Source organism: Rhodococcus sp. NPDC019647, from assembly GCF_044389235.1.
Taxonomy (GTDB): Bacteria; Actinomycetota; Actinomycetes; order Mycobacteriales; family Mycobacteriaceae; genus Rhodococcus_F; species Rhodococcus_F oxybenzonivorans.
Map to the genome: position 1 here is coordinate 110,120 of NZ_JBIRXS010000013.1, position 22,415 is coordinate 132,534.

Annotated in this window: 18 protein-coding genes and 2 tRNA genes; 13 read left to right on the forward strand and 7 right to left on the reverse strand. The window is 66.4% G+C overall.

The annotated features are described in order from the left end of the window. Positions 1-54 precede the first annotated feature (54 nt). From gyrB to ACH49N_RS22610, 11 genes are all read left to right on the forward strand, one after another. Positions 55-2,097, forward strand: a complete 2,043-nt coding sequence (gene gyrB, locus ACH49N_RS22560; protein ID WP_159918449.1) for a DNA topoisomerase (ATP-hydrolyzing) subunit B — start codon at positions 55-57, stop codon at positions 2,095-2,097. Between the two features lie 419 nt (positions 2,098-2,516). After that, on the forward strand, positions 2,517-5,384 hold the full coding sequence (locus tag ACH49N_RS22565) for an ATP-binding protein (RefSeq protein WP_358274682.1): 2,868 nt from the start codon (positions 2,517-2,519) through the stop codon (positions 5,382-5,384). Beyond that, on the forward strand, positions 5,381-5,797 hold the full coding sequence (locus tag ACH49N_RS22570; protein ID WP_109325319.1) for a roadblock/LC7 domain-containing protein: 417 nt from the start codon (positions 5,381-5,383) through the stop codon (positions 5,795-5,797). Before ACH49N_RS22565 ends, ACH49N_RS22570 begins: the two co-directional genes overlap by 4 nt. A 7-nt stretch (positions 5,798-5,804) precedes the next feature. Next, positions 5,805-6,179 (forward strand): DUF742 domain-containing protein, encoded by a 375-nt coding sequence (locus ACH49N_RS22575; protein WP_159918452.1) that lies wholly within the window; start codon positions 5,805-5,807, stop codon positions 6,177-6,179. A gap of 13 nt (positions 6,180-6,192) precedes the next feature. Next, positions 6,193-6,744, forward strand: a complete 552-nt coding sequence (locus ACH49N_RS22580; protein WP_109334763.1) for an ATP/GTP-binding protein — start codon at positions 6,193-6,195, stop codon at positions 6,742-6,744. Positions 6,745-6,755: 11 nt separating this feature from the next. Then, positions 6,756-7,598 carry an MHYT domain-containing protein gene (locus tag ACH49N_RS22585; RefSeq protein ID WP_358274679.1) on the forward strand — a complete coding sequence of 281 codons (843 nt, stop codon included), beginning with the start codon at positions 6,756-6,758 and terminating at the stop codon, positions 7,596-7,598. A 149-nt stretch (positions 7,599-7,747) separates the two neighbouring features. Next, positions 7,748-10,270: a DNA gyrase subunit A gene (gene gyrA, locus ACH49N_RS22590; protein WP_109325324.1), complete on the forward strand. Its 2,523-nt coding sequence runs from the start codon at positions 7,748-7,750 to the stop codon at positions 10,268-10,270. Positions 10,271-10,518: 248 nt separating this feature from the next. Continuing rightward, on the forward strand, positions 10,519-11,619 hold the full coding sequence (locus ACH49N_RS22595) for a DUF3566 domain-containing protein (protein WP_397504776.1): 1,101 nt from the start codon (positions 10,519-10,521) through the stop codon (positions 11,617-11,619). Positions 11,620-11,727: 108 nt separating this feature from the next. Further along, a tRNA-Ile gene (locus tag ACH49N_RS22600) sits at positions 11,728-11,801 on the forward strand. A gap of 120 nt (positions 11,802-11,921) precedes the next feature. Next, positions 11,922-11,994, forward strand: a tRNA-Ala gene (locus tag ACH49N_RS22605). Positions 11,995-12,146: 152 nt separating this feature from the next. Beyond that, positions 12,147-14,723 carry an AMP-binding protein gene (locus ACH49N_RS22610; protein ID WP_358274805.1) on the forward strand — a complete coding sequence of 859 codons (2,577 nt, stop codon included), beginning with the start codon at positions 12,147-12,149 and terminating at the stop codon, positions 14,721-14,723. Positions 14,724-14,738: 15 nt separating this feature from the next. Here ACH49N_RS22610 and ACH49N_RS22615 read toward each other — a convergent pair whose 3' ends face one another. The 5 genes from ACH49N_RS22615 to ACH49N_RS22635 all read right to left on the reverse strand — a co-directional run bounded on the left by ACH49N_RS22615 (position 14,739) and on the right by ACH49N_RS22635 (position 19,929). Next, a complete protein-coding gene (locus ACH49N_RS22615) occupies positions 14,739-15,779 on the reverse strand; it encodes an ABC transporter ATP-binding protein (protein ID WP_358274676.1) in 1,041 nt (346 codons plus the stop codon). Then, the gene (locus ACH49N_RS22620; protein ID WP_358274803.1) at positions 15,776-17,284 is read right to left on the reverse strand and encodes an iron ABC transporter permease; all 1,509 of its coding nucleotides are present in this window, start codon (positions 17,282-17,284) and stop codon (positions 15,776-15,778) included. Before ACH49N_RS22620 ends, ACH49N_RS22615 begins: the two co-directional genes overlap by 4 nt. A gap of 80 nt (positions 17,285-17,364) precedes the next feature. Continuing rightward, positions 17,365-18,396: an iron ABC transporter substrate-binding protein gene (locus ACH49N_RS22625; protein ID WP_358274674.1), complete on the reverse strand. Its 1,032-nt coding sequence runs from the start codon at positions 18,394-18,396 to the stop codon at positions 17,365-17,367. 473 nt (positions 18,397-18,869) lie between these two features. After that, a complete protein-coding gene (locus ACH49N_RS22630; RefSeq protein ID WP_109325329.1) occupies positions 18,870-19,334 on the reverse strand; it encodes a hypothetical protein in 465 nt (154 codons plus the stop codon). A 157-nt stretch (positions 19,335-19,491) separates the two neighbouring features. Continuing rightward, the gene (locus tag ACH49N_RS22635; RefSeq protein ID WP_358274673.1) at positions 19,492-19,929 is read right to left on the reverse strand and encodes a hypothetical protein; all 438 of its coding nucleotides are present in this window, start codon (positions 19,927-19,929) and stop codon (positions 19,492-19,494) included. 102 nt (positions 19,930-20,031) lie between these two features. On the opposite strand from ACH49N_RS22635, the gene ACH49N_RS22640 reads away from it, so the two are divergent. Together ACH49N_RS22640 and ACH49N_RS22645 are read left to right on the forward strand one after the other, a co-directional pair. After that, complete coding sequence (locus ACH49N_RS22640; RefSeq protein WP_159918460.1) at positions 20,032-20,559, forward strand: peptidylprolyl isomerase; 528 nt, start codon at positions 20,032-20,034, stop codon at positions 20,557-20,559. Positions 20,560-20,571: 12 nt separating this feature from the next. Next, the gene (locus tag ACH49N_RS22645; protein WP_358274672.1) at positions 20,572-21,513 is read left to right on the forward strand and encodes a rhomboid family intramembrane serine protease; all 942 of its coding nucleotides are present in this window, start codon (positions 20,572-20,574) and stop codon (positions 21,511-21,513) included. Here ACH49N_RS22645 and ACH49N_RS22650 read toward each other — a convergent pair. Continuing rightward, a complete protein-coding gene (locus ACH49N_RS22650) occupies positions 21,507-21,962 on the reverse strand; it encodes a PH domain-containing protein (RefSeq protein WP_159918462.1) in 456 nt (151 codons plus the stop codon). The genes ACH49N_RS22645 and ACH49N_RS22650 overlap by 7 nt on opposite strands. A 73-nt stretch (positions 21,963-22,035) precedes the next feature. After that, a complete protein-coding gene (gene crgA, locus ACH49N_RS22655) occupies positions 22,036-22,299 on the reverse strand; it encodes a cell division protein CrgA (protein ID WP_109325346.1) in 264 nt (87 codons plus the stop codon). Positions 22,300-22,415 lie beyond the last annotated feature (116 nt).

Consider the following 22,415-nt stretch of genomic DNA (forward strand, 5'->3'; position numbering starts at 1 on the left):
AGGGCGGCGGACGCGTGTGCCGGGTAGTGGACGGAGAAGGAGAGCTACCCACCCGTGGCTGCCCAGAAGTCAGACAAAAGCACCTCCAGCAAGGACTACGGCGCTTCTTCCATCACCGTCCTCGAAGGACTCGAAGCAGTTCGTAAGCGACCGGGTATGTACATCGGTTCCACCGGTGAACGCGGTCTGCACCACCTGATCTGGGAAGTCGTCGACAACTCGGTCGACGAGGCCATGGCCGGCTACGCCAGCAAGGTCGAGATCACTCTTCTCGAGGACGGCGGAGTCCAGGTCGTCGACGACGGTCGTGGCATTCCGGTCGGAATGCACGCGTCCGGAGTTCCCACCGTCGAGGTGGTCCTCACCCAGCTGCACGCCGGCGGAAAGTTCGACTCCGACTCGTACGCCGTCTCCGGTGGTCTGCACGGTGTCGGTATCTCCGTGGTGAACGCGCTGTCCACCACCCTCGAAGTCGACATCAAGCGCGACGGCTTCCGCTGGACCCAGACCTACACGGATTCCAAGCCCGGCGAGCTCGTCAAGGGCGAGCCCACCAAGGAAACTGGAACGACCGTCCGGTTCTGGGCCGACTCGAACATCTTCGAGACCACCACCTACAGCTTCGAGACGGTCGCGCGGCGCCTGCAGGAAATGGCATTCCTGAACAAGGGCCTGACGATCACGCTCACCGACGAGCGTGTCAGCGACGCCGAGGTCACCGAGGAGGTCGTCAGCCAGGTCGCGGAAGCGCCGAAGACCGCGGAGGACGAGTCGGCCGAGGCGCAGTCCCCCGCCGTCCACAAGGTCAAGACCCGCATCTACCACTACCCGGGCGGTCTCGAGGACTACGTGCGGCACATCAACCGCACGAAGCAGCCGATCCACAACTCCGTCGTCGGGTTCACCGCGAAGGGCACCGGCCACGAGCTCGAGGTGGCGATGCAGTGGAACTCCGGTTACTCGGAGTCGGTGCACACGTTCGCCAACACGATCAACACCCACGAGGGCGGCACCCATGAGGAGGGTTTCCGGTCGGCGCTGACCGCAACGGTCAACAAGTACGCGCTCGACAAGAAGCTCCTCAAGGAGAAAGACCCCAAGCTGACCGGTGACGACATCCGTGAGGGTCTCGCGGCCATCATCTCGGTGAAGGTGTCCGAGCCGCAGTTCGAGGGACAGACCAAGACGAAGCTCGGCAACACCGAGGTCAGGTCCTTCGTGCAGAAGGCGTGTAACGAGCACCTGTCGCACTGGTTCGAGGCCAACCCCGCAGACGCGAAGACCATCGTCAACAAGGCGGTGTCCTCGGCGCAGGCGCGCGTGGCGGCACGTAAGGCGCGCGAACTCGTGCGTCGCAAGAGCGCCACCGACCTCGGTGGTCTACCGGGCAAGCTCGCCGACTGCCGGTCCAACGACCCCAGCAAGTCCGAGATCTACATCGTGGAGGGCGACTCCGCAGGCGGCTCGGCCAAGTCGGGGCGTGACTCGATGTACCAGGCGATCCTGCCGCTGCGCGGAAAGATCATCAACGTCGAGAAGGCGCGCATCGACCGTGTCCTGAAGAACACCGAAGTCCAGTCGATCATCACCGCGTTCGGCACCGGAATTCACGACGAATTCGACATCGCCAAGCTCCGGTACCACAAGATCGTGCTGATGGCCGACGCCGACGTCGACGGCCAGCACATTGCAACGCTGCTGCTCACACTGCTGTTCCGCTTCATGCGGCCGCTGGTCGAGCACGGGCACGTCTACCTCGCGCAACCGCCGCTCTACAAGCTCAAGTGGCAGCGCAGCGACCCGGAGTTCGCATACTCGGATCGTGAACGTGACGTCCTCGTCAAGGCCGGTCTCGAAGCGGGCAAGAAGATCAACAAGGATGACGGCATCCAGCGGTACAAGGGTCTCGGCGAGATGAACGCCAAGGAACTGTGGGAGACCACCATGGATCCGTCGGTGCGTGTTCTGCGTCTCGTCACCCTCGACGACGCGGCCGCCGCCGACGAACTGTTCAGCGTCCTCATGGGCGAGGACGTGGAGGCCCGGCGAAGCTTCATCACCCGTAACGCCAAGGACGTCCGCTTCCTCGACGTGTAGGTATCGGGCGCAGATCCACACCGAAGTCGTGCAGCCACCGGCGGGCAGAGCCCCCGGTGGCTGCTCCGTATACGGCCGGTGACCGATGCCTCGACTCCACGACGATCTCGACTGCGCCGCGCGGTTCTGTGTAGCCTGGGCCGCTGATCAACCCGCGGAAACGGGAACGTACGAAATCAGTGGTGCGCATGTTACTCGAAAGTAAGAGTCGGTGAAGTTCTGTGGTAGAACGTTCCCCGTAGGGACGTGATGAACTCGTTACATTCGGAGATGGGTGCGCCGGGCAGCGCCGCACGGCGCGCAACTGATCGATCACTTCCCTCCGTCGTCACGTGTCGTCGCGGCCGACCGTCTGCTGCCGCGGGCGTGGTGTCGAACACCGACCCGCGATCGATGAATGGGTGGAAAGGAAGCGTGGGATGAGCGACGATTCGCCGCCCCGGGCAAAGTTCTGGGATATCGAGGGCTGGGGGCTGCGATGGAAGGTCACTGCAGTCCTCGCGGTCCCCGTTACGGTCGCCATGGTGCTCGGTGGGCTCCGAGTGCAGAGCGAACTGAGTAACGCCGTTCACTTCACCGAGGCCGCCGACCAGATCGTTGGCGTCCCCGACATCGTGGCCCTCGAGGCAGCGATGGGCACCGTGACCAGTGGTTATGCCTCCGGAACGCTCACCAAGGAAGACCGGGAGACCGCGGAGACCCTGATGGACGAGGTGTCCGAACACGCCCGGAACCCGGACCTCGACCCCGCGGTGGCCAGCTCCATCAACCAGACCGTGTCCGACGGTCGGGCCATGCTGAACTTGATGGACTCGCCCGGAGTCGCGGGCGATCTCCTCGCCGAACGGCAGCGGGCGTTCGCCACCGACTTCCTCCGCGAGGTCGACGACATCGTCCGCCCCATCGACGACAGCGAAGTGGTCGACAAGGGATACCTGCTCAGTAACGCCTGGCAGGCGCAGCGCCGGCTGTTCGACCAGGCCATGGGGCTCGTCGCCGTCAAGGACGTCTACGCCACCCCTCAGGGTCGGGAAAAGGCCCGGACCGGTGACATTCCCACGTCGGCCGTCGTCGCCGCGGCGGGTGCCGAATCGAGCCTTCTCGACGTCCTGAACCGGTACTACCCGGAGGGTGATGCTCGGCTCACGACCTTGCGTGACAACATCGCCGCCCGCAACGCGCTCATCGATCAGGGTCTCGCCGACGCAGCGCGCGGCGGGGTACTCCCCATCCTGCAGTTGCGTTCCTCGCTGATCGGCAGCCGTGACGTCTACCAGGAGCTGACGAGCGAGGTCGCGCAGGACATCGCCGCCACGGTGCAGACGCGGGCAGCAGAAACTCGGTCCGCCGCGCTGCGTGATACGGCCATCGTCCTCGGCACACTGCTCGCCGCTCTCGTCCTGGCACTGTTGGTATCGCGGTCGCTGATCGGTCCGATTCGACGACTGCGGTACGGCGCCCTGAAGGCGGCCCGCCGCGACCTGCCGGAGGCGATCGAGCAGATCAAGTCGAGCGACGATCCGAGAGACCTGTCATTCGATCCGGTGGCCGTCCACTCGACGGAGGAGATCGGGCAGCTCGCCCGCGCCGTCGACGACATCCACGGTCAGGCCCTCAAACTCGCCGGTGAGCAGGCGCAACTGCGCCTCCAGATCAATGACATGTTCGAAACTCTCGCCCGCCGAAGCAAGTCGCTGGTCGACCAGCAGCTCGGACTCATCGAAAACCTCGAGTTCGAGGAAAAGGACCCGAAGAGACTCGAGAGCCTCTTCCGGCTCGACCACCTGGCCGCGCGTATGCGCCGAAACGGTGAGAACCTCCTCATCCTGGCCGGTACCCGGGTGCGTCGTTCCCAGGCGGCGCCCATTGCTCTCGGTGACGTTCTGCGCGCCGCGATCTCCGAGGTGGAGGACTATCAGCGCGTCCAGATGGGAGCAACGCCGGAAGGTGCCCTCAGCGGTGCCGTCGTCACCGACGTCGTCCACCTTCTTGCCGAACTCGTCGACAACTCGCTGCGGGCCTCACCACCCGACACGGTGGTCACGTTCAGCTTCGCCCGGGCGGTCGACGGCGGAGTGCTCCTCGAGATCGCCGACCGCGGCATCGGTATCCCGGCCGACGACATGCGGGACATCAACGAGCGGCTCGCATCCGGCGGCGAGGTCGGTCCGGAGACGGCACGCCACATGGGCCTCTTCGTGGTGAGCCGCCTCGCCAAGCGGCACGGTCTCACCGTGCGGCTGCGGTCCACTTTCGACACCGCACGCAACCCCGGCGTGACCGTGAGTATTCACATTCCCAACGCACTGATCGTGTCGCAGGCGGCTCGCCAGGACACCGGCTCGCAGCGCAAGATCAACCAGGCGCCCGTCCGAGCGGCCATCCCGGCGCCCGCGCCTCGGCGGGACGACGCGCAGCAGCCCTCTACCCGGGGCGCTCTGCCGACCCGCACGCCGCAATCTCGGCCGGACCCGACGCCCACCGCCGCACCCGCCGTCACCACTGCGTCGGGGACGAGCCTGCCTCGTCGTCAGCCCGGCGCGAGCGGTATCGCCCGCGACCCAGGTACGACGGCCGCGGCACCGAACGGTCAGTCGCCGGAAACCGTGAACGTCCGCGGAACCGGCGCCATGCCGAAGCTGCCCGTGCGACGACCGCAGGCGGCTACCCCGACAACGCCGGCTACCCCCACAACGCCGGCTGCCGGACCTCGGTTGCCGCAGCTCCCGCGGCGCGAAGACCGGCCCGTGCCGGATCGCTCGGCGTCTACGACGACGCCGCCCCCCGCATCCGGGGATCAGGCACCCGTGCGGCACCGCTACCGCACCGACCCGGCCAAGACGGCGTCGTTCTTCCAGTCCCGGATCGACCCGCCTCCGGCGGAGGCAGTGCAGCGGCCCGGCGGTGGTACTCCGATCTTCGCCGACATGGTGTCCGACTGGCTCACCGATCCGACGGGAGACGAAGGCGCTCCCGGTGTCTGGCAGTCCGCCGGTGACGCGGGCTGGTCCGCCGTCGAGCGGGTCACGTCGGCCCCCGTCGAGGTGGACCCCGAGATCGGCCTGCCGAAACGTCGGCCCGGCGAACGCCTGCTTCCCGGCACGGTCGAGGGCGCGCACAATACGGGGACGCTGCGACGCGTGCGCGATCCTGAGACAATTCGCGCGAATCTCAGCCGTCACCAGCAGGGCGTCCGAAACGGCAGGGCCACGAGGCTCGCGCAACGCAACAGCCTCGCGGAACGCAACAGCCTCGCGGAACGCAACAGCATTGAAGGAGACCGATGAACACCGCTCATGGATCCGACGTCACGCGACCTCTCGACTGGTTGGTGTCCAACTTCGCCAGCGACGTACCCGGCGTCTCCCATGCCGTGCTCGTGTCGGCGGACGGCCTCCTCATGGCGGCCAGCGCCCACCTGCCGATCGACCGGGCCGAGCAGCTCGCTGCGGTGACCTCCGGGCTCGCCAGCCTGTCGGCGGGGGTGTCACGCCTTTTCGAAGGTGGTGGAGTGCTCCAGTCGGTGGTGGAGATGCAGCACGGCTACCTGCTGTTGATGAGCGTCGGTGACGGATCTCATCTCGCCACCCTCACGGATGCCGAATGCGACATCGGGCAGGTCGGGTACGAGATGGCCATCCTCGTCGATCGCGTCGGCGCGTCGGTCGAGGCGACGCCGCGCACTCCGCAGGGCCTCTGACTTCGAGATGGCCATGGACGACCAGCACTTCGAGCATCCGGGACCGAATATCGTTCGCCCGTACTCGCTGACGTCGGGGCGAACCCGGCCGGCGGTCGAGCTCGCTCTCGAAGCTTTGATCCAGGCGTTGCCGCAGTCGGTGGACCGGCAATGGGAACTCGACGACGTCAACGCGGCCATCGTCGCGTTGTGTCAGCAGTCGCCGTCGGTCGCCGAGATCGCCGCCCGGGTCGGGGTGCCCTTGGGGGTGGCCCGCGTTCTGGTGGCCGACCTCGTCGAGGCTGGTCATCTGAAGATCCTGGCAACCCTGAAGGAAGATTCGACCGACTCCGAACGTCGTGAACTCATCGAAAGGGTCCTCAGTGGACTTCGCGAAATCTGAACCCCGCAACCGGGTGACCTCGACCAAGATCGTGATCGCCGGTGGGTTCGGCGTCGGCAAGACCACGCTGGTCGGTGCTGTCTCCGAGATCGTCCCCCTGCGGACCGAGGCGCTCGTCACCAACGCGAGCGACGGCGTCGACAACCTGGCTGCCACCCCGCAGAAGGGCACGACCACGGTCGCGATGGACTTCGGTCGCATCAGCCTGGCCGACGACCTGGTCCTGTACCTATTCGGAACGCCGGGTCAGCACCGGTTCTGGTTCATGTGGGACGACCTCATCCGCGGCGCGATCGGGGCGATCGTCCTGATCGACACCCGCCGGCTGGACGAGAGCTTCGCGGCGGTCGATTTCTTCGAGGCTCGTCGCCTGCCGTTCCTGGTCGCGATCAACGAGTTCGACGACGCGCCGCGTTATCCGATCGAGGACATCCGGGCGGCGCTCGCGATTTCCGAGGATGTGCCGATCATTCCCATCGATGCCCGCGATCGGGAGTCGGCGAAGCAGGCGCTCGTGGCGATCACCGAATATGCACTGACCAAGCTTCACACGGCCGTGTACTGAGGATTCGAACAATGTCGGACGAGTTACAGCAGTTCTCCATGGGCACGTGGGTGGTCGGTCTTGCCGTGGTCACGGCGTTCATCGGCCTCTTCGTCGGTATCGCCAGTGGCCGCAAGGCGAAGACGGCGACGAGTCCGCGCCAGCGCTACCTCTGGCTGGCGTGGGGTGCAGTGTCGATCGGTGGCATCGGGGCGTGGCTGCCGCACTACATCGCAATGGTCGGGTTCGAGGTCGCGGGCAGCACCCTGCGTTACGACGCCGTGTGGATCGTGGTGTCGTTCGCGGTACCGGTGCTCGCAGCCGGCGTGGCGTTGCTGATCGTCAGTCCGCCGCCGAGTAAGCATCGGCGGCCGACCACCTCGGTCGAGATCAGCAGGCTGGCCGCAGCTGCCGTGATCCTCGGTGTCGGTCTCGCCGGCATGCACCTCGCCATCGTCTCCTCGCTCGTGATCCAGGGATCCGTGAGCTTCGACCCGGTGCTGACAGGCGCCGCCGCGGTAGTCGGCCTGGTCATCGGTGCCGCGATCATGTGGTCGATCTCGATACTCGACTCCCGGGCGCTGCGTCTGGTTGCGTCGCTGGTACTGGCGGCCGCCCTGGTGGCCATGCACTACACGGGCGTGTTCGGGCTGAGCGTGACGGTCGATCCGGAGGCGCCACGCCCCGACGGTCTCGAGGTGTTCTCCATCCTGTTCCCCGTCTTCGTGCTGGGCATGCTGGCAGTGACGATCCCGATCACGGCGCTGCTGATGGCGCCCGACCGGGTGGCCGCCGAACTCGAACTCGAGGCCGACATGCTGGCCGCCGAATCGCTCGCGGCCGAAAGCCGTGGTAGGGATTTGGAACTCCGGTAGCGGACACGCGGAACCCGCCCTGTTCAAGAGTGCATCCGAGTCCTTCACCGTTCCAGCTGACCTGCACCTATAGACTCGGGTGGTTGCGTGACGTCGTGCAGGACCACTCGTCCGCGAGGAGACGTCAAGCCGAGTAGAAGAAGGAGCTCATGACTGACACAACGTTGCCGCCGGAGGGACCGGGGCACGACCGCATCGAGCCCGTCGACATTCAGCAGGAGATGCAGAGCAGCTACATCGATTACGCCATGAGCGTGATCGTGGGCCGTGCGCTGCCCGACGTGCGGGACGGCCTCAAGCCGGTGCACCGGCGTGTCCTGTACGCAATGTACGACAACGGTTACCGGCCCGACCGCGGTTATGTGAAGTCTGCGCGACCGGTGGCCGAGACCATGGGTAACTACCACCCCCACGGTGACGCTTCCATCTACGACACCCTCGTGCGCATGGCGCAGCCGTGGTCGCTGCGCTACCCGCTCGTCGACGGTCAGGGCAACTTCGGTTCCCGCGGTAACGACGGCGCCGCAGCCATGCGGTACACGGAGTGCCGCCTGACTCCGCTGGCCATGGAAATGCTGCGCGAGATCGACCACGAGACGGTCGATTTTGCTCCGAACTACGACGGCCGGACGCAAGAGCCGACAGTTCTCCCCAGCCGTATCCCCAACCTGTTGATCAATGGTTCCGGTGGCATCGCCGTCGGTATGGCTACCAACATCCCGCCGCACAACCTGCGCGAGGTGGCCGAGGCGATCTACTGGGCTCTGGAGAACTGGGAAGCCGACGAGGAGTCCACCCTCACGGCCGTCATGGAACGGGTCAAGGGACCCGACTTCCCGACACACGGCCTGATCGTCGGTGGTCAGGGCATCCACGACGCGTACACCACGGGTCGCGGATCGGTGCGGATGCGCGGTGTGGTGGAGATCGAGGAAGACGCCAAGGGGCGCACCACGATCGTCATTACCGAACTGCCGTTCCAGGTCAACCCGGACAACCTGATCACGTCGATCGCCGAACAGGTCCGCGATGCCAAGATCGCCGGCATCTCCGACATTCACGACGAGTCCTCGGACCGTGCGGGTATGCGCATCGTCGTCACCGTCAAGCGTGACGCGGTCGCGAAGGTCGTCCTCAACAACCTGTACAAGCACACTCAGCTGCAGACCAGCTTCGGGTGCAACATGCTGTCCATCGTCGACGGTGTGCCCCGCACGCTGCGCCTGGACCAGATGATCCGGCACTACGTCGTCCACCAGGTCGAGGTCATCCGCCGTCGTACCGAGTACCTGCTCCGCAAGGCCGAAGAACGCGCGCACATCCTGCGCGGACTCGTCAAGGCGCTCGACGCCCTCGACGAGGTCATCGCCCTGATCCGCGCCTCGCAGACGGTCGACATCGCGCGCGCCGGCCTGATGGAACTCCTCGACGTCGACGAGATCCAGGCCGATGCGATCCTGGCCATGCAGCTGCGTCGTCTCGCGGCTCTGGAGCGGCAGAAGATCGTCGACGAACTCGCCGAGATCGAACGCGAGATCGCCGACCTGCAGGACATCCTCGCCAAGCCCGAACGCCAGCGTGCGATCGTGCGGGACGAGCTGAAGGAGATCGTCGACAAGCACGGCGACGATCGACGCACCCGCATCGTCGCGGCCGACGGTGACGTGGCCGACGAAGACCTCATCGCCCGCGAAGACGTCGTCGTCACCATCACCGAGACCGGCTACGCCAAGCGCACCAAGACCGACCTGTACCGCTCGCAGAAGCGTGGCGGCAAGGGTGTGCAGGGCGCCGGCCTCAAGCAGGACGACATCGTGTCGCACTTCTTCGTCAGCTCCACGCACGACTGGCTGTTGTTCTTCACGACGAAGGGCCGCGTGTACCGGGCCAAGGCCTACGAGCTTCCGGAAGCGAGCCGCACGGCGCGCGGCCAGCACGTGGCCAACTTGCTGGCCTTCCAGCCGGACGAGCGGATCCAGAGCGTCATCAAGATCAAGACATACGAGGACGCGCCGTATCTCGTCCTCGCCACCCGCAACGGCCTGGTCAAGAAGTCGAAGCTCACCGATTTCGACTCCAACCGGTCCGGCGGCATCGTCGCCGTCAACCTGCGCGGTGAGGACGAACTCGTGGGCGCCGTGCTGTGTTCCGCCAACGAAGACCTTCTGCTGGTGTCGGCGAAGGGGCAGTCGATCCGTTTCTCGGCCACCGACGAGGTGCTGCGCCCGATGGGCCGCGCCACGTCCGGTGTCCAGGGCATGCGGTTCAACGAGGACGACGAGCTGCTGTCGCTCAACGTCGTGCGCGAAGGCACCTATCTGCTGGTCGCGACGTCGGGCGGGTACAGCAAGCGCACCCCGATCGAGGATTACGTGCCACAGGGACGGGGCGGAAAGGGCGTACTCACGATCCAGTACGACCCGAAACGTGGCACCCTGGTCGGAGCGCTCATCGTGAACGATGACGACGAGCTCTACGCGATCACCTCGGGCGGTGGCGTCATCCGCACCGCCGCCAAGCAAGTCCGCAGGGCCGGTCGGCAGACCAAGGGCGTTCGGTTGATGAACCTCGGGGAAGGCGACACCCTGCTCGCGATCGCGCGCAACGCCGACGAACCCGACGAGCCCGAAGACAACGCCGAGAGCAGCGGCAAAGGAGCTAAGGAGTCCTAGTGAGCACTCCCAACCAGCCAGGCGGTGACAAGCCGAGCGCGGGTTCTGCCGGGTCGGCGGCCTCCGAGCAGCACGCCACCCGCACGCCCGAGAACGGCTCTGCCCGGTCGAACCCCACCTCGGGTTCGACCCCCGGTCAGGCGCCTGCGGGTCGTGGGCCCGGCCCCGCGGCAGGTCCCGCTGCCCGGCCCGGTGCCGCGCCGCCGCAACATCAGGGGCCTCGTACGCAAGCCCAGCAGGGTCGGCCCTTGCCGCCTCAGCAGGGACGGCCCGCTGCGGGTGCTCCCGGCCGTCAGGGACCGCCCCAACAGGCGCCTGCCGACCGTGCCGCCGGCAACCAGGCGCCCGCCCGCAGCCAACCGCCCGGCAACCCTGCTCCCGGTAATACGGCTCCAGCCGATCCGGCCGGCAACCGGGCACCCTCGTCCGGCGCTCCCGTCGACGGTGCACAGCCCGTTCGGGGAAGTCAGGCACCGCCGTGGCAGCGGGGGATGCAACGAGAGCCGCAGACCAACCTGAAGCGGCCGCTGCAGGGACAGCCGGGGCAGCCCGGTTCCCAGCAGCGCCCGCGTCCCGACTCCCCGTCGTCCGCTGCGGCTGGTGCGGGCACCGCTGCTGCCGCAGCAGGGGCGCCGGGTGCGCAGAAGCCGTCCACCACGCCGCCGGGGGCGCCGACTCAGGCCGTTCCAGTACAGAAGGGACCCCCGGCCGCGCCGAAGGGGCAGCCCGCTCCCACCCAGGGGCGGCCGACCGGCGCTGCTGCCGCCGCCGCCGGAGGTATCACCGGTACCGCTGCTGCGGCCGCGGTGTCGCAGCGGGAATCGGCCAAGGCCAAGGCGTCCGCGATCGACGGGCCCACCCGGCACATCAATCGTGACGTGCTCCCCAAGGACATGCCCGACCTCTCCGAGGCGAAGCACCCGCTGCCTGCGGCAGCGGCCACCGGGCAGCAGCCGAAGGTGGCCGCCGCCCCCCAGCGCGTCGAAGAGGGCGAGGCTCTGCGGGCGACGGTGCAGATCCGCAAGGTCGACCCGTGGTCGACGCTGAAGATCTCCTCGGTCATCTCGGTGTCGCTGTTCTTCGTGTGGATGGTCGCGGTCGGCCTGCTGTACGTCGTGCTGGACGGTATGGGCGTCTGGGACCGGCTGAACAACGCGTTTACCGACATCGTGGCGGAGTCGAGCTCCGAGGGGCTCGTGACGGCCGGCCAGGTCTTCGGTTATGCCGCGGTCATCGGACTCGCGAACATGGTGTTGTTTACGGCGCTCGCCACCATCGGGGCGTTCATCTACAACCTCTGTTCCGACCTCGTCGGCGGTGTCGAAGTGACGCTCGCCGATCGAGACTGAACTGGGAAAAGGCCGTCTCACCGGACCGGTTTTGGTATCTGCCGGTCCGGTGGGGTAATCTTCCGACTCGGTTCAGGGAACTGCGCAAGACTGGTTTCCAGACTTCAGGGGCCTATAGCTCAGGCGGTTAGAGCGCTTCGCTGATAACGAAGAGGTCGGAGGTTCAAGTCCTCCTAGGCCCACTCCTGGTGCCGGTGAAAGGTCATTCGCATGAAGGTCCTCCTGTACGTGGGAGCCGGAGTGCTGGTGACGATAGGACTCACCAAGTTGCTGCGCAGCAACGAGGTGTGGCACGAGGTAACGGGGCCTTAGCTCAGTTGGTAGAGCGCTGCCTTTGCAAGGCAGATGTCAGGAGTTCGAATCTCCTAGGCTCCACAGAAGAATGCACGTAAAGCCACCTCCCGAATCCGGGTAGGTGGCTTTCGTGCTTCACTGACCTGCACCGGGTCCCGCCTGCCGTGTACCTCGTCACGGGTGAGGCAGGGCCGCGCTTCTACACTGGGTCGGTGCCGCGTCCGTTCGACCGTATGGAACGTCCCGGCGTGCCCTTCGCGCGTCGTCTGGACGAGTATGGCGACGCCCCGGCACTGATCACGCCGGACGGTACGGTGACGTACAGCGAGCTCGCCGCGCGGGTCGAAGCTCAGGCTCGTCAGCTTGGCGGCATCCGGCGCCTGGTGTTGATCTGCGGTGTCAACGACGTCGAAACGATTGCCACCTACCTGGCGGCCTTGGCAGCGGGCCATCCCGTCCTGCTCGCGCCGGGCGACAAAGCGGCCGGCGCCGACGCGTTGATCGCCGCCTACCGGCCCGACGTCGTCGTACGCAGGGACTGCAGCGGTCGGATGGCTGTCGAGGAACTGCATGCTGGGTCCGCGCACGTGCTGCACCCCGACCTCGCGTTGTTGCTGAGCACCTCCGGTTCGACCGGGTCGCCGAAACTCGTCCGCCTTTCCCATAGCAATGTGCAGAGCAATGCGGAGTCGATCGCCGAGTATCTCGACATCAGGTCGAGCGATCGGGCGGCGACAACCCTTCCCATGCACTATTGCTACGGCCTGTCGGTCATTCACAGTCATCTGCTGAGCGGTGCCGCCCTGCTATTGACGTCGCTGTCGGTGGCCGACGCCGATTTCTGGGAGCTGTTCCGCGCACATGGCGGCACGAGTTTCGCGGGCGTGCCCTACACGTTCGACCTCCTCGACCGTGTCGGGTTCGACGCGATGGATCTGCCCGGCCTGCGATATGTGACGCAGGCCGGTGGACGCCTCGCGCCGGACCGCGTGCGGAAGTACGCCGAATTGGGTCGGCGCCGCGGCTGGAAGTTCTTCGTCATGTACGGGCAGACGGAGGCGACTGCCCGGATGGCGTATCTGCCGCCGGAGCTCGCCACGTCCCACCCGCACACCATAGGCCGGGCGATCCCCGGCGGATCCTTTCGGATCGAGGCCGTCACCGACGCGCCCGAAGACACCGGCGAGCTGGTCTATTCGGGCCCCAACGTGATGCTCGGCTATGCCGAGGGGTGTGAGGACTTACGTCTCGGTGACGTTCTGGGTGGCGAACTGCGCACGGGTGACCTTGCCCGCTGTCGCCGAGACGGGTTGTACGAGGTGGTCGGGCGACGCAGCCGCTTCGCCAAGGTCTACGGGCTGCGGATCGATCTTGCGTTGGTCGAGTCGACACTGATTGAGCACGGCCACCGCTCGTGCTGTGTCGGCGGGGCGGAAGAACTGATCGCGGCCGTTGAATTCGGTAGTGATCTGGACGGCGCGAGGCAGGTCGCTGCGCGGTCCGCCGGGCTGCCGGTCGGAGCGGTTCGCGTGTGCGCCGTGGACGAGCTGCCGCGGACCGCCACGGGCAAGCCCGACTATTCGGCGGTGACCGCGCTCGCGCGGCGGCCGGAGCCGACCCAGAGTGCCTGCCCGGATGGGCGCGCCGATGCGGACGCACTGCGCGCGCTGTATGCCGAAGTCCTCGGCTCCCCGAAGGTCACGGATGACAGCTCGTTCGTCAGCTTGGGTGGAGACTCGCTCTCCTACGTCCGCATGTCGTTGCGGCTCGAGCAGTTGCTCGGCTACCTCCCGGAGAACTGGCACACCACACCGATTCGCGACTTCACACCGCGCCGCGGACGCCGACGACCGTCAGTGGAGACCAATGTTCTGCTCCGCGCGGTCGCGATCGTTCTCATCGCCGGCTCACACATTCATCTGTTCACGCTTCTCGGTGGGGCGCACGTGCTCCTTGGCGTTGCCGGTTACAACTTCGCCCGGTTCCACCTGAGTTCGGCGGGGCGTAACGAGCGGCTACGCCATACTCTCGTGAGTGTCGGCCGGATCGCCGTTCCGAGCATGGTGTGGCTCGGGTGTGTCATAGCCCTGACCGGGGAATACAGCATCACCAGCGCATTTTTGCTCAATGGAATTCTCGGTCCGCCCGGCTGGACGATCGAGTGGCGATACTGGTTCGTCGAGGCGATTGTGTACATCCTCCTCGCCGTCGTCGTGCTGCTCTGTATTCCGGTGGTGGACCGCACCGAGCGCACCTATCCGTTCCTCTTTCCGATGGGACTCGTCGCGGTCGGCCTGCTCACTAGGTATGGGGTGATCGACATCGACGACACCCGCAACCGCATCCTCACCGCTTCGGTCGTTTTCTGGTTCTTCGCGCTGGGCTGGGCTGCCGCCAAGGCGACAACCATGTGGCACCGCATCTGCGTCACCGCGGCGATCGTGGCAACGGTGCCCGGATTCTTCTTCGGCGACACCAGGCGCGAGATCATCGTCATCGGTGGGCTGTGCCTGCTGGTGTGGCTACGGTCTGTGCGCTGCCCGACAGTGCTGAGCCGAGTGGCCGGGGTCCTGGCGAGCGCCTCCCTCTACATCTACGTGACGCATTTCCAGGTGTACCTCCCGCTTCGCGACGACCACCCCTGGCCGGCGCTGGCGCTCTCGCTGCTCGTCGGCGTCCTGTACTGGCAGGCGGTCACCTTCGTGCTTCAGCGGGACCGCCGCGCCGCCCTCCGGTCGGCAGCACGTCGGGTACTGCGATGGGAGAGACCACCGATTCCGACGATGTCGACGCCGGATACGGCTCGATAGAAGGCTCGGCCATTTTCACTGCTGGTAGGCCACTCCCGTACCGAGAACCCGTATTCCGACGCGCTCGCCGGGCGTGAGTGCGGTGGCACCGAAGCGGCGCACCGTGACCCGTTCGGAGACGACGCCGTCCGCGGTGTCGAGGCGGATACCGAGCAGCATCTCCGAGCCCAGATACTCCACGTCGACGACCGTCCCGGCCACGCCGGCGCCGTCCGCAGTCACTTCGATCTGCTCCGGCCGCAACATGACGCGGGCCTCGCCCTGTACACCGTTCGCGATCACGGCCACGTCACCCAGCGCGCACCGGGCTCGCTCGCCCTCGACGTGCGCGGACAGGACAACGGCGTCACCGATGAACTCGGCGGTGGGAACGTCGATCGGTGCGGAATAGATTTCCCGGGGAGTGCCCACCTGCGCGAGCCGGCCGTCGCTCATCACGGCCACCCGGTCGGCGAACGAGAGCGCCTCGGGCTGGTCGTGGGTGACGAGGATGGTGGTGATGCCGGCCTTGGCGAGCACATCGGCGACGATCCTCCGGGTATTTGCGCGCAGGCCGGCATCGAGCGCGGAGAACGGCTCGTCGAGCAGCATGAGCTCCGGTTCGCGTGCCAATGCCCGTGCGAGCGCCACCCGTTGCTGTTGTCCGCCGGACAGCTGGTCGGGGCGCCGGGATGCGTACGAGTAGTCCAGCGACACCATCTCGAGCAACTCGGTGATTCTGGCTCGGGTGCGGGAGCGCCGGGGCAGCCCGAACCCGACATTCGCCGCCACCGTGGCGTGCGGGAACAGTGCGCCGTCCTGGGCCACGTACCCGACCGACCGTCGATGCGCGGGAATCCACTCGGCGCCCGCAACAACCCGGCCACCCAGGGTGATGGTGCCTGCGTCGGGTCTTTCGAACCCCGCGACGAGGCGGAGCAGCGTGGTCTTGCCGCAGCCGGACGGACCCACGATTGCCGTCGTAGATCCTGCCTCCACCGAAAAGGCGATGTGCCGGAGGACGTTCGTGGAGCCGAACGACTTGTCGAGTCCGTTTACCTCGAGCGCGTATGTCATAGCCCGGCAACCTTTTTCGACTGAGCGAAGAGCACATACGTGACGGGCAGCGACAGAACGATCATGAGCAGCGCGTACGGTGCTGCGCCCGCATAGTCGATCTCACTGCTCAGCGACCAGAACTGCATGGACAGGGTGCGAGTTCCGGTGGGCGCGAGCAGGAGAGTGGCAGTCAGCTCGTTCACCACACCCAGAAAAACCAATGCCCCGCCCGCCGCGGTTGCCGGCGCGGCCAGCCGCAACGTCACGCGCAGGAGTGTCCACAACGGCGAGACGCCCAAAGACCGTGATGCCTCCTCGAGCCCGACCGGGGCCTGGGCGAGGCCCGCCCGCACATTGACCAGGGCGCGCGGCAGGAACAACAGCGTGTACGCCGCGATCACGACTGCCACGGTTTGGTACAGGGGACGGAAATAGTGGATCGCGATCGTGACGAACGCCAGCGCCACCACGATGCCCGGCAGGGAACTGGAAATGTACGCGGTGCCCTCGAGGAACCTGCTGAACCCTCCGCGGTAGCGAATCGAGATCCAGGCGATGGGAAAGGCGAGCACGCACGTGACGACGGCGCCGGTCACCCCGAATGCGAGCGTTTGCGCCAGCGCCGACACAACGGCGTCCAGCTCCCATACGGCGGCACCGCCGACGACGAGCCATCGCACGACACTGATGACGGGCACCCCCAGAGACAGCGCGATCACCATCCCGAGGAACAACAGGGCAAGGGGCTCGTAGCGGAAGCCCAGGTCGGCGGGCACCATTGCACGCGGCGCACCCGCTCCCACCCGGGCATATCGGGCGCTGCCCCGGACGACAGCTTCGATCACCAGCAACGTGAGGCAGAGCAACACGAGAACCCCCGCCAGCATCGTCGCCGCGGCGCCGTTGAAGGTCGACTGGTACTGCTCGAAGATGGCCGTCGTGAAGGTGTCGAACCGGATGAAGACGAAGGCGCCGTACTCGGCGAGCAGGTGCAGGGACACCAGGAGCGCTCCGCCCGCGATGGCCAGTCGCAGCTGCGGCACCACCACTCGGAAGAACACCGCCCACGGTCCGAGCCCGAGTGCACGCGCGGATTCCTCGACGGCGGGGTCCAGCCTGCGGAGAATCGCCGCAGTAGGGATGTAGACCAACGGAAAATAGGACAGGGTCGCGATGAGAACGCCGCCGGGTAGCCCGCCGAGCGACGGAATTGCCGTCACCCAGGCGTAACTGTTGACGAAAGCCGGAACTGCCAGCGGGGCCGCCAGGAGCACTGCCCACACCTTCGCCCCCGACACCCGCGTGCGCTCGACGAGCCACGCTGCGCCGACGCCGACGGCGATGCAGATCGGCACCGTCGCCACCACCAGAAGCACGGTGTTGCCGATCAATTCGCGTACCCGGGGTCGAAACAGCAGTGCCGACGCGGTCGCCCAGCCGGTGTCGATGCTCTGCGCGATCACGTAACCGAGCGGGACGAGCGACACGGCGACGACGACGAACGCAGCGAGGGCGAGGGGGATCGAGGGCCGGCCGGAACGGGCAGTCGGACGCCGCCTCGTGTCCGGGTCTCCCGACTGCGCTCGGCCGATCGGTGCAAGGTTCAGAGCAGACCGGCTTCCGTCATCAGTTCGGTGACCTTCGGGCTGTTGAGCTTCGCGGGGTCGACCGCCGGGGCCTGCAGGTCTGCCAGCGGAACCAGCTCGGGGTTGGCGGGCACGTCACTGGCCACCGTGTACTCGAACGATGTTCCGGTCTGCAATACTTCCTGCCCCGACTTACCCGTGACGAACTTCAAGAACTGCTGCGCCGCATCCTGATTCGAACTGGACTTCAGAACTCCACCGCCGGAGACGCTGACGAATGCACCCGGATCCTCATTCCTGAAGTAGTGCAGAGCGACGTTGTTGCTGTTCTCCCCGGTCTTGGCCTGGTCGCCGAACCAGTAGTAGTGGTAGATCACTCCGCCCGGGATTTCTCCGGCATTGACGGATTTCATCACCGTGTTGTTGCCCTTGTAGGTGCGGACGTTCTCCTTCATCCCGGCGAGCCACTGACGGGTGGCGTCCTCGTCCCTCAGTTCGAGCAGCGCACTGACGATGGCCTGGAAGTCGGCCCCCGACGGCGACGCCGCCCAGCGGTCTTTCCACGCGGGGTCCTGCAGGTCGAGCAGCGACTTCGGGAGTTGGTCCTGGGGCAGTTGGTCCTTGTTGTATGCGAAGACCGTGGACCGCGCGGCGATACCGGTCCAGGCACCGCTCGACGGCCGGTACTGGCTCGGCACCTGATCGAGGACGTCCTGGTTCACGCCGGCGAACAGGCCGGCGTTCTCCACGAGGGTCATTGCCGGTGAGTTCTCGGTGAGGAACACGTCGGCGGGCGATTGATCCCCCTCCGCGACCAGTTGGTTGCCGAGTTCGGTGTCGCTCCCGTTGCGGAGTTCCACCTCGATGCCGGTCTCGGCAGTGAACGCGTCAGCCCATTCCTGAGTCAGCGACTCGTGCTGCGCGTTGTAGACAGTGAGCGTGTCGGCGTCGGACGAGGACTCCGAGCCGGAATCAGAGCACGCTGACACTGCCATCATCGCGGCGGTGGCGAATGCGATCCCCGCCATCAGTCGGATCTGCTTTCTCATGACATCCACCCGTCCTGTGTGTACGCCGGACCGCGCCTGGCCCTCGCGATGATCGTACTGTCAGGCATGGCAATCCTAAGGGGATTGGGAACCTGGTCGTCGGGCATCTTTCGGCAGCGTGAGGCGGATTCGGTCGATACATTGAGTCATGCGGTTCCGCGTCCAAGTGGCGAAGCAATGCACCCATCGACGATCCGGCCCGCGAGGAGCAGGTCCTCGCGTCGGTCGCGGCGCAGGTGCGTCCGGTGATCGACCGGCAGAACACGCGGATTCTCGATCAGATGCGGGAGCAACAAGCAGTGCTGGCCGGAACCGGCTGTCTACCCGCACTTCTCGACGCCGCTGGTGCAGTCGGGCCGACTCTCGGCCCGCTGCACCAAGCGACGTTGGCGCGTGCACTCGTCTCTGCGGTCCGGTGGCACCGTAACTGGGGCCTACACAACCGCTTCGAGAGATCGGCGCCCGTCAGCCCGTCACGCGATGAACGTTCCGATCGCCGGATTCGCCTGACAGATCGGGCTGCTACCGAAGTTGATCGACCCGAATGCCGTCGCGATCACGTTGCCCACGCCGGTGTTTACCGTGGCCGACAGGAACGGGTACACGCCACGCAGATCGACGATCCCGGAGCGGCCGTTGTCCGTGTTCACCCAGGCGACGGTGATCTGCGCGGCGGCGGGAATCGGAGGAGCCGCCGGCCGCGACTCGAAACGGATGTCGCCGTCGGCGATCGGCGGCGATGCCTCCGGTCCGGACTGCCCCGTGAGCGCCGTGAGCGACATCAAGCTGCCCTGGTTCGGGCACCCGATGGTGAGGGCGGGCCCTCCGAACGGATGAGGCGGGTCGGCCGCAGCGGTTCCGGCGGAGAGCACGGTGGCGCAGGCGGCGACCGGAAAGGTGATGGCGGCGATGCGGTGGACGAAACGTGCGACGGTCATGGCGACTCCTCGGAACGGTCCTCGCGGATGATTCGCTTGGGGATACCCCTGGTACAACGCATGAAACAAGGTTGCCCGAAAGGGATCCTTCAGCCGCCCGACTGGAGTCCCGCCGACCTCCACCGGATACGCGCGGTGGTGGTCGGCGAGTGACGCGTCAGTTCGTGGTGGGTGCCGACGTGATGTCGGGGGAGGCGAGCTTGGCCGAGTTCTGCTCTTCGAGATCCTCGAGGCGCGGCGGAGCGGTAGCGATCGGCGGGTGTTCCCGGCGGCTGATCTTGAACAGCACGGCGCCGCCTGCGATGAGGGAACCGATGAGGACACCGATCGCGAGGCGACGTCCCCGCGTCGACTTCGTTCGCGTCGCCGTCGAGTCTCCGGGGGTCAGCGACCCCACGACGCCCTGCGCTGCCTTCTTCACCGGGGCGGTTCGCGCGCGGGTGTAGCCCTTCTTCGCCAGCGAAACGCCCTGGCGGCCCAGGAACAGGCCGGCCGTTCCGGTTCCGGTGGCCGCGGTGAGAGCGGCCGAACGTGCCACACGCAGGGCCTGATCGACAGCCTCTGATTTCGTCGAGTACTCCGTCGCTCGTGTCATGTCCCCACTTTGTCACAAGACGGGGGCCCGCGAACGGATCGAAAGGCGCCCGATCCCACCGCGGAGGAACCAGCGGCAACCGCACAATGGCACGATGGTGGGGTGACTTCACCACATCAGACCGCAACCGCAACGCTGCACACCAACCGCGGCGACATCAAGATCGCGCTCTTCGGCAACCACGCTCCGAAGACCGTCGAGAACTTCGTCGGCCTCGCGCAGGGGTCGAAGGAGTACACCACCGCCAACGCAGGCGGCACCAACTCCGGCCCGTTCTACGACGGGGCCATCTTCCACCGCGTCATCGACGGCTTCATGATTCAGGGCGGTGACCCCACGGGCACCGGCGCCGGTGGTCCGGGCTACAAGTTCGGTGACGAGTTCCACCCCGAGCTGCAGTTCGACCGCGCCTACCTGCTGGCCATGGCCAATGCGGGCCCGGGCACCAACGGCTCGCAGTTCTTCATCACCACCGGCCCGACGCCGCACCTCAACCGTCGCCACACCATCTTCGGTGAGGTTGTCGACGAGGAGTCGAAGAAGGTCGTCGACGCCATCTCCTCCACCGCCACCGACCGGTCCGACCGCCCGCTCGAGCCGGTCGTGATCAACAGCGTTTCCATCGCGTAAGGAACACCAGACATGACCAACCCCGGCTGGGGCGGTGCTGCGAACGAGGGCACCCCGCCCCAGCCGCGGTGCGTCCGGCATCCCGACCGCCCCACCGCGTTGTCCTGCAATCGGTGTGGCCGCCCGTCATGCCCCGACTGTCTGCGTGAGGCCGCGGTCGGTTATCACTGCGTCGACTGTGTCGCCGCCGGTCGGCGCGACGTCCGGCCCGTACGGGGCGTCGCCGGCAACACGGTGGTGCCCGGCCGTGTGACGCCGATCGTCACGTACACGCTGATGGGCCTCAACGTTCTCGCTTTCCTCGCAACTGCGGCGCAGTCACGCACCATCCTGCACAACGAGAGTCCGTCGCCGCTGTTCTCCGACTGGGCGCTCAATCCCGGGTTGGTGGCCGACGGCCAGTGGATCCGGTTGATGGGCAGCGGCTTCCTTCACTTCGGCCTGATCCATCTGGCCGTCAATATGTTCGCCCTCTACATCTTGGGCCGGGATACCGAACTGATCCTCGGACGCGCCCGCTACACGGCGGTGTACCTCGTGTCGCTTCTGGGCGGGTCGGCGTCCGTGATGGCGTTTCAATCCGTCTTCTCTTCGGGTGGCGGATTGAGTTGGACTGCCGGCGCATCCGGCGCAATCTTCGGCCTGATGGGTGCCCAGGCCATCATCTTGCTCCGCTTGCGTCGCAGCCCCGCCCCGATCGTGTCGGTGATCGCCATCAACGTGATCATCAGCCTGTCGATCCCCGGAATCTCGTTCTGGGGGCATCTCGGTGGTCTGGTCGCCGGCGCTCTCGCCACCGCCGGAATTCTCTACGGTCCGCAGGTGCTCGGTGTCGGCAACAACCGGGAACGCGCCGTCACCGTCGGCTGGCTCTGCCTCGGCGCGGTCCTCATTGCGACGCTCGGCGTGATCGCCGTGCGCATCGTGCAGCTGCGCGCCCAACTCGGCTACTGACGGGACTCCGGGCCTACCAGGCGGTGAACGGACAGGGCATCGAACACATCTTCCGGATTGGTACCCAGATCCCACCGCCCGAAGATCAGCAGGCGTTCGGTGCCGTCGGGGGCCCGGACGTCGATCTCGAGCATCGGCACCCGGCGTCCCAGCCGCGGGTAGCGAACGATTCGCGCGCGCTCGATGTCAGACCGATGGTAAGTGCGGCGACCGCTCAATCGGCCCACCACGATGCGTCCCGCGTTCCGATCCACCGCGAGCCGGGGGCGCTGGCGTCCCGCGGACGCCGCCGTCAGGAGGAGGCCGAGGGCGGCCACGGACACGAGAAGTCGCCCCGCCGGTTCCGTCGACACCAACAGGCCCGCGGCGCCCAGCACCACTCCGCCGATCGCGAGGGCGGCAACAGCGCTGAGCGGAGTGGACCACTGCAGCGGCGCGTCTTCAGTCATGGTCGGCCGACCTGCGGTTATCCACAGGGGTTGTCCACATTGGGGATGAATGACATCGGTGTAATTGGCTGTCTCAGCGCCAGCGCATCGTCATGATCAAACCCACCACCATGAAGCCGAACCCGATGAGGAAGTTGTAGGCCCCGAGGTCGTTCATCCAGGTGAGCTGATCGGCGGCCAGGTAGTAGACCAGCAGCCACACCAGCCCGACCAGCATGAAGCCCAGCATCACCGAGACGTACAGGGTGCTCGACGGACCTGCCTTCACCTTCACCGGCGTGCGGCTCGCAGGGTTGATCGTGTAATCGGTCTTCTTCCGGACCTTCGACTTCGGCATGACGTCCTCGTTCGTGCGGTTCTACAGGAATGTGTGCAGGTAGATTCGAACTACCTGCGTTGCTGTACACGCTAACGTAGCCGCGATTCACAGGGCGAGGACGAGGGGACGGAAAC

Coding starts and splice junctions, on each gene's coding strand:
- ACH49N_RS22565 (WP_358274682.1), top strand. CDS start 2,517: ATGAGCGACGATTCGCCGCCCCGGGCAAAGTTCTGGGATATCGAGGGC.
- ACH49N_RS22570 (WP_109325319.1), top strand. CDS start 5,381: ATGAACACCGCTCATGGATCCGACGTCACGCGACCTCTCGACTGGTTG.
- ACH49N_RS22575 (WP_159918452.1), top strand. CDS start 5,805: ATGGCCATGGACGACCAGCACTTCGAGCATCCGGGACCGAATATCGTT.
- ACH49N_RS22585 (WP_358274679.1), top strand. CDS start 6,756: ATGTCGGACGAGTTACAGCAGTTCTCCATGGGCACGTGGGTGGTCGGT.
- gyrA (WP_109325324.1), top strand. CDS start 7,748: ATGACTGACACAACGTTGCCGCCGGAGGGACCGGGGCACGACCGCATC.
- ACH49N_RS22610 (WP_358274805.1), top strand. CDS start 12,147: ATGGAACGTCCCGGCGTGCCCTTCGCGCGTCGTCTGGACGAGTATGGC.
- ACH49N_RS22615 (WP_358274676.1), bottom strand. CDS start 15,779: ATGACATACGCGCTCGAGGTAAACGGACTCGACAAGTCGTTCGGCTCC.
- ACH49N_RS22625 (WP_358274674.1), bottom strand. CDS start 18,396: ATGAGAAAGCAGATCCGACTGATGGCGGGGATCGCATTCGCCACCGCC.
- ACH49N_RS22630 (WP_109325329.1), bottom strand. CDS start 19,334: ATGACCGTCGCACGTTTCGTCCACCGCATCGCCGCCATCACCTTTCCG.
- ACH49N_RS22635 (WP_358274673.1), bottom strand. CDS start 19,929: ATGACACGAGCGACGGAGTACTCGACGAAATCAGAGGCTGTCGATCAG.
- ACH49N_RS22645 (WP_358274672.1), top strand. CDS start 20,572: ATGACCAACCCCGGCTGGGGCGGTGCTGCGAACGAGGGCACCCCGCCC.
- ACH49N_RS22650 (WP_159918462.1), bottom strand. CDS start 21,962: ATGACTGAAGACGCGCCGCTGCAGTGGTCCACTCCGCTCAGCGCTGTT.
- crgA (WP_109325346.1), bottom strand. CDS start 22,299: ATGCCGAAGTCGAAGGTCCGGAAGAAGACCGATTACACGATCAACCCT.